The following is a 6,918-nucleotide window of genomic DNA, read 5'->3' on the forward strand; positions in this document are numbered from 1 at the left end:
ACTACTGTGAGGCCTCGCCCGAGGCTCATGCTCAGATGAGTACTCCACCCGATACGCCGCGCTTGGCCGCGCCCCCGTTCGACGAAACCCCCGGCGCGACGTCGATGCGCGAGCGTGTGTCCCAGCGGCTGTTTGGACTCGGCGGGTCGCAACGTTTTGGGCGGTACATCATCGAGCGGCGTCTTGGCGCCGGCGGGATGGGGGTCGTCTACGCGGCATTTGACGAGGAGCTGTCTCGCAAGGTCGCGATCAAGCTGGTCCGAGCCGACAGGGCGCGCAGCATCGAGCAAGACAAGCTGCGCCACGAGGCTCGCGCGCTGGCCCAGCTCTCCCACCCCAACGTCGTCCAGATCCACGAGGTCGGCACCGAGGGGGACCAGCTCTATCTCGTCATGGAGTACATCCAGGGGCGGACGCTCGACGTCTGGGCTCGTGGTCGAACGCAACGCGAACGCTTGCGATATTGCGTGCAGGCGGGTCGTGGTCTGGCCGCGGCTCACCAAGCCGGACTCTTGCATCGAGACGTCAAGCCCAACAACATCGTGGTCGGAGACGATGGCCGCGTTCGCGTCGTCGACTTTGGTCTCGCGCGCCCACAGATCTTTGTTCCTCCCACACCAGCCGACACCGACACCAACACCAACACCAACACCAGCGTACAAACCTCGCCGCTGGCGGGCACTCCGGTGTATTTGGCTCCCGAGCTGTACGCAGGCACGTCGGCCAGCCCGGCGAGCGACCAGTTCGGATTTTGTGTCACGGTCTGGCAAGTCCTGGCTGACACGCGGCCCTTCACTTCCGAGCAGTTGCTCGCGGCCGCCGACGGCGCGAGCTTGCGTCCAATCACGTCGCTTCGACCACGGTGGTTGGGACGCGCGCTGCTGAGGGGCCTCGACCCCAACCCGGCGAAGCGTTGGCCTTCGCTCGACGTGCTGCTCGACGAGATCGATGCGCGACCAAGGCAGCGGCTGTTGACTGCCACCTTCTTCACGGTCGCGCTCACCTGCGCGTCGATCGCTACGGTCTCGCTCGGGCCCTTGGCGCCAGCCTGCCAAGCGCTCGCGCCCGCGTTCGCGCAGGTGTGGAACCCCGAGCGACGAGCGAGGATCGCCGCGTCGTGGGCGCTTCGTCCGCGAGCGGACGCCGAACTCGACGCTTTGGCCCGCGCGATCGAGGGTCATGAGGTGAAGTGGCGGGCGGCCCACGAGGCCACCTGCCCGGCCACGACGATCGGCCAGATGCGATCGTCGGGGCAGCCGGAGCTCGCTGGAGCTTGCCTGAAGCGGAACCTCGACCAGTTCGACGCCCTGCTCAATCTGCTCGAGAGCTCCCCGACCGAAGAGCTCGACGCGCGTCGGCTCCTTCAGGAACTCGGCGATCCCAGTCAATGCGCGGACGCGAGCGTTCTCGCCGATCAGCTCCCGCCGCCGGCCGAACTCGCGTCTCGTGTCGCCCAGCTGCGAGCGCACATCGACCGCGTCGCTGTGCTGATGCATGTCCGACCGAGGGAGGCGGGCGTCGAGGCGGGCGTGGTGGTCGCCCGTGCGCGCGAGCTTGGCTACCGCCCAGCGCTCGCCGAGGCCCTCACGCTCGACGGCAAGATCGCCATACGCCTGCTCGACGACGTCAGGGCGCTCGACAGCCTGCGCGAGGCCGCGCGAGAGGCCAAGGCCGTTGGTGACGCCCGGCTCGAGTTCGTGTGTCTGCGCGAGCTGGTGCGCCTGACCACACAACAACTCGAGGATCCCGAGCGCGCCGCCGACCTGGTCGCGCTGATGCTGGGCAGCTTCGAACAGCTAGGACGACCGCCGCGCTTGCTCGCGCCCAGCCTGATCGCACAATCGGAGCTCGCGCGGGCCAGGGGCGACAACGCCGAGGCCGAGTTACACTTGCGTGAAGCCGCAGAGTATCTACGCGAGAGCGTCGACGACGGTGACGTCAACCTCGAGCAGGTCGAGCTCCTGCTCGCCAACCTGCTTGGCGAGCAGGGTAAGCTCGAAGAATCGCGGCGGCTGTACGAGCAGCTCCTCGGCCGCCTGCGGGCCGCTTTGGGACCGCGCCATCCAAGTGTGGCGACCGTCGAGTTCAACCTGGGGTTGACCCTGTTCGAGATCGGCTCGGGTGGTCTCGCCATCGCGCACATCGAGCGGGCGTTGTCGATTCAGCGAGAGGCGTTTGGCTCGGACGCCCCCAAGATCGCCCCCGCACTGGTGATCCTCGCCCAAGTCCGCGCGCTCGAGGGAGATCTCGAGGGCGCGCTCTTGGCCGCCCGCGAGGCCTGGCCGCTGGAGCGAGCGCTGGCGTCTGGCAACAGCGAGCGCGGCAGCTCGCTGCGACTCCTGGCCGCGCTGCTTGGCTCCCTCGACCGCTATCAAGAGGCGCTCGAGACGTGGGAGCTGATCGAGCGAGAGCTCGGATCCACACAGTCGCCGCTCGAGCGCGCGATGACCACCCATACGATTGGTTGGTACGCCTATCGGGTGGGTGAAGTCGAACGCGCCCGGGAGCGGTTTGAGCAGGCCGTGACATACGAAGACCCGCAGGTCCGGCTGGCTGCGCGGCTAGGACTCGCCGAGATCGCGTTGGGAGCGGGCGCCGCGTCCGAGGCTCGAGAGCAGGTCGAGGAGCTACTGGTGAAGCTCGAGGGCCTCCCGCCATCCGAATCGAAGCAGGCGACGATCGCCGAGGCCCACTACATACGATTGCGATGCTTGGTGGAGAGCCGACAACCCGATGAGGTGATCGCCGAGTCTCGCGAGCAAGTTCGCGTAGTGTACAAAGAGATCTTCATGCCCAAATACATCCGCGATGAACTCGCGCGACTCGATGCGAAACGGTGAACCAAGATGAAAAAACGAACGATAGTTGAGGTCTCAATGTCGAGCTTCCTGATGCTCGGGTGTGTGAGCGCGGCAGGGGACGGGGGAGGTGAGCCCCCCGTGGCCTCGACCGAGGAGCCGGAGAACACCGGGTCTCTCCGGGAACCCGAAAGCTCCGGCAAGTCGAACCTCGTGAACGCGGCAGCGCTCAACGACGGGCCGCAGGAAATCAACTACTATGATTATGCCGTCATCGAAAACGATGTCGTCGACCGGCGGGGGAATTCGCGTCGCTTCGATCTCGCCACGCCTACGGATGCGCAGTTCGACATCGTCAACGCCACGGCGATGATCCTGCGAACCGAGGGTAACTCGAGCCATGCGCTCTTTGACGCGAGGAGTGAGCGTACGCTAATTCCGATCTACCCGCACTGCCACGCGCTCGAGGGGCAGACCCACCTTGCATATGACTGCAACGGTTCCGACATGTCATTCCGCCAGCACGCGTCGGACTATGTCCTGGCGCACGGGATCGGCCGGGGGACTGCGTCGTTCATCGGCCACGATCAAGTCGTCACCGCCCGCCACGTCATCAAGACCGAGCGTCACCATCTGTTGAACACCTACGTGATGATGAACTCGGGCCATGGTGACCGCGCGAGCTGGAGGATGGTCGATACCGACGACGACGGCGTGAACGATCACCTCGAGATTGAGACCAAATATTTGCTCGCGGTCAAGGAGTCGCCGCTACGAGTCTCTCAGGGCTCGAAGAGGCAATCGGACTGGATCGTCCTCACCGTCGAACCCTTTGCCACCAGTGAAGAGACGATCCCCCCTCACTCGGTATTTACTCCCGCATCGGAGCTCCCTCCGGTCGGCACCGAGATCCTCGTTCCCTCACATCCGCGCCTGCTCCCCTTGAAGATCGCGGATGGCCACACGGCCGCGCCGATCCCCGGCGAGACGGCGATGCGCGCGATCTTCGATGTGTCCGGCGGCTCGAGCGGGGCGCCGATCCTACTGGCTTCCGACCCAAGCATTATCCTTGGTGTCAACCGAGGTGGCAGCTTCCGGGAAAACACGAGCGGGGGGCCACGGGAATTTACTTGCGCCGTCAGCGAGTCGGGTACGACGTGCAGGTCGCAGCCGATCACGCCTTCACGAGAATTTACGGAATGAATGGACCCATCACCAGGACCGGAACATGCCAACAAACCAATATCAAATAACTGACGGCTTTGGACGCGTGCGCAACTGCGACGCGGACGCGGCCGCGCTCACACTCACGATGGCCAGCAGCGGGGAGCTCGAGGGCAATGATGGTAACCCGTATACCGTCAACCAGCTCATCTTGTACTACATTGGCAGTAACTCGCCTTTCGTGCTGACGATCACTGGAACTAACCCAACCATCAACGGAGTCTCGCTCACCATCGTGAGCGGAAGTCCGCAGCCACGGGCGACGTGGACCCAGAGCGGGACGAGCCTCGTCATCACCTTTCTCGGGCCCGAGAGCGATTCAGAAGCGATCTGGCAGTTCGACGACTCCGCGCCGCCGCTCAATCTACAGGTCAAGGTCAAGCGCCAGGCGAACGCCATCACGTGCTGATACACTTTCTTCTGAGGAGGCGAACCTCAATCTGGCGCCGTGATCTCGCCCGATAAATGTGCGGGATAACCTAGCAAGGAAGAGACCCCACAGGCGGCGAGGCGCCTGTGGGGTCACTGAAATTCAGCAGCCGTTGACGTTGTGCTCGGACGGCTTGCGCCACGAGCAATTGTTGAGACAGTCGTCAGTCTCATCAGCGTTGCCGTCGTCGCACTGCTCCTCGACGTCATCGACGACGCCGTTTCCGCAGCTCGGGTTGTGGGCGCAGCACAGCGCCTGGACTTGCTGCTCGTTACACCCGTACCCAGTCACGCAGCTGGCGCGCGAGCTGCCGTAGCCACAGTTGAGCGCGAGGTCAGTCTCGAGCGTCCCCGGGTTTCCGTAGGGCCCGACGGTGTAGTGACCCGCGCCGCTACCTGAACGGCAGTGGATCTCACCAACGACGATCGCCTGATTGCCCACCGCGTAGTTCCAGCCTTCGTTGCGGTTGTGGTGCTGCGGCTGCGAGCACAGCTCCCAGCCGACCGGACACAGCGTCTCCGCGTCCTGCTCGCAGGTTCCGTTGTTGGGGTCGTCACAGACCACAGCGTCGCCACCGGGGCTGACCGAGAGCTGAGTCGCGCCGTTTTGACAGGTGGCGTCCAGCATCTCTTCTTCGCAGCTCGAGTCACAGCCGTCGCCGTCGTCGACGTTGCCGTCGTCGCACTCCTCGACGCCCTCCTGCACGAAGCCATCGCCACAGGTGGCCGTCGCGCAGGTGCCCAGGCACGCGTCGCTGTCCACCATGTTGCCGTCGTCACACTCCTCGTTGCCCTCCCACACGTAGCCGTCGCCGCAGGTGGCCGCTTCGCACGTAGTGGTGCAGTCGTCGGTGTCGAGGTCGTTGCCGTCGTCGCACACCTCGTTGCCTTCCCACACGTAGCTGTCGCCACACGCGGCGCTCAGGCACATCGTGGTGCAGTCGTCGGTGTCGATGTCGTTGCCGTCGTCGCAGACTTCCATGCCTTGCACGATCCCGTCACCGCAGGACTCGAGCATGCACCCGGCGTTGCAGCCGTCGCCGTCCTCGTTGTTGCCGTCGTCGCAGCCCTCGACGCCCTCGTTGACGAAGCCGTCGCCGCAGATGTTGTTGACGCAAGATGAGGTGCAGGCGTCGGTGTCGTCGGGGTTGCCGTCGTCGCACTCCTCGGCGCCCTCGACGACGCCGTCGCCGCATACGGGGTCGCCGTCGCCGTCGCCGTCGCCGTCGCCGTCGCCGTCGCCGTCGCCGTCGCCATCGCCGTCTCCGTCTCCCGGGTCGCCGTCGCCGTCGCCGTCGCCGTCGCCGTCGCCGTCGCCGTCGCCGTCGCCGTCGCCGGTTGAGGTGTCAGTCGTTCCTCCGCTGTCGGTCACGGGGGTGTCGTCGGTGCACGCAATGGAAAGGGAGAACGCGAAGCCGAGCGCTGACAGTTTTAGGACGTGTCGTTTCATGGCCTCATGGTCGACTGGCCAAGCTGTTATGAATGTAATTTGAATTACTGTTTTGTCAGAATTCGGGCGGGTTCGCCGTGTGTCTGTATGGGGGCTGCCCACTCGTGCGCGATGGCCGAGCGCTCGCCGGGCCGCTGCAAACGTCTGGTCTCCGGGCCGACAGCCGTGCGTGGCGATCTCCCCGTCACAAAACCAAGCCAGTCTTGCCCGTCGGGCCGAGAACCGACCTCGTGCCCAAGCCGGGTCTCAGGCCCGTCACCGGACGGGCGTCCCGCAGAGACTCTGAGGCCGGCTTTCCGCTAGAAATCCCCGAACAGCTCGGAGATCCGCACGTCGAGCGAGTTGGCGATCTTGAACAGCGAAGAGACCGAAGCCGAAGACTCCGCCCGCTCGATCTGGCTCAGCAGCGAGACCGACAACCCAGCGCGCTTGTGCATCTGCTTGAGGGTCAGCTGCTTCTTGCGCCGCTCCTCGCGGATCCGGGCCCCGATCGTGATGTGCAGCTCGTCCTCACGGCGAACCACGATTCCCTTCTTGCGGGCGACCCGGGCGATCGTCTCGCGCATGTCCTCGCCCGAGAAGGGCTTTTGCATGTACGCCGAGACATCGAGGTTGATCGCGTCGGTCGCCGACTCGAGGCTGGGGTACGCGGTCAAGATGATCGCCGCGATGTCCTTGTCGACCTTGCGGATCTTCTCGAGCAGCTCGAGCCCGTTGATGCCCGGCATCTTGAGGTCGAGGATCAAGATGTGGAAGGTCTCTTGAGCCTTGAGCTTCTCGAGCCCAGCCTGCGGGTCGTTGATCGCCACGACCTCGCAGCCGTCAGGGGTCAAGAGCTCCTGCAAGTACTCGCAGACCTTGACGTCGTCGTCGATGATGAGGACGCGTAGTCGGGACACCACGCCATGATGCCAGGTTTTCGATCGGTTTCCGACGCCCCCCCGTGATTTGCCCACGCGTACCCAAATGCGCAGGTGCGGGTCCGCCCCTACCCGGCGCGCCCCGACCGGCCCCGCG

At 65.0% G+C, this 6,918-nt stretch carries 5 protein-coding genes; 3 read left to right on the forward strand and 2 right to left on the reverse strand.

The annotated features are described in order from the left end of the window. Positions 1-35 precede the first annotated feature (35 nt). From ENSA7_RS31230 to ENSA7_RS31240, 3 genes are all read left to right on the forward strand, one after another. A complete protein-coding gene (locus ENSA7_RS31230; protein WP_106093055.1) occupies positions 36-2,840 on the forward strand; it encodes a serine/threonine-protein kinase in 2,805 nt (934 codons plus the stop codon). Between the two features lie 99 nt (positions 2,841-2,939). Next, on the forward strand, positions 2,940-4,001 hold the full coding sequence (locus ENSA7_RS31235) for a trypsin-like serine peptidase (RefSeq protein ID WP_146158346.1): 1,062 nt from the start codon (positions 2,940-2,942) through the stop codon (positions 3,999-4,001). Positions 4,002-4,026: 25 nt separating this feature from the next. Then, entirely contained in the window at positions 4,027-4,431 is a 405-nt protein-coding gene (locus ENSA7_RS31240) for a hypothetical protein (protein ID WP_146158347.1), read from the forward strand. A 123-nt stretch (positions 4,432-4,554) separates the two neighbouring features. On the opposite strand, the gene ENSA7_RS31245 is transcribed toward ENSA7_RS31240, so the two are convergent. Then, complete coding sequence (locus ENSA7_RS31245; RefSeq protein ID WP_106093058.1) at positions 4,555-5,901, reverse strand: DUF4215 domain-containing protein; 1,347 nt, start codon at positions 5,899-5,901, stop codon at positions 4,555-4,557. Between the two features lie 299 nt (positions 5,902-6,200). Beyond that, the gene (locus tag ENSA7_RS31250) at positions 6,201-6,800 is read right to left on the reverse strand and encodes a response regulator (RefSeq protein ID WP_106093059.1); all 600 of its coding nucleotides are present in this window, start codon (positions 6,798-6,800) and stop codon (positions 6,201-6,203) included. Positions 6,801-6,918: the final 118 nt, after the last annotated feature.

This window comes from Enhygromyxa salina (assembly GCF_002994635.1).
In the GTDB taxonomy this organism is placed as follows: domain Bacteria; phylum Myxococcota_A; class Polyangia; order Nannocystales; family Nannocystaceae; genus Plesiocystis; species Plesiocystis salina_B.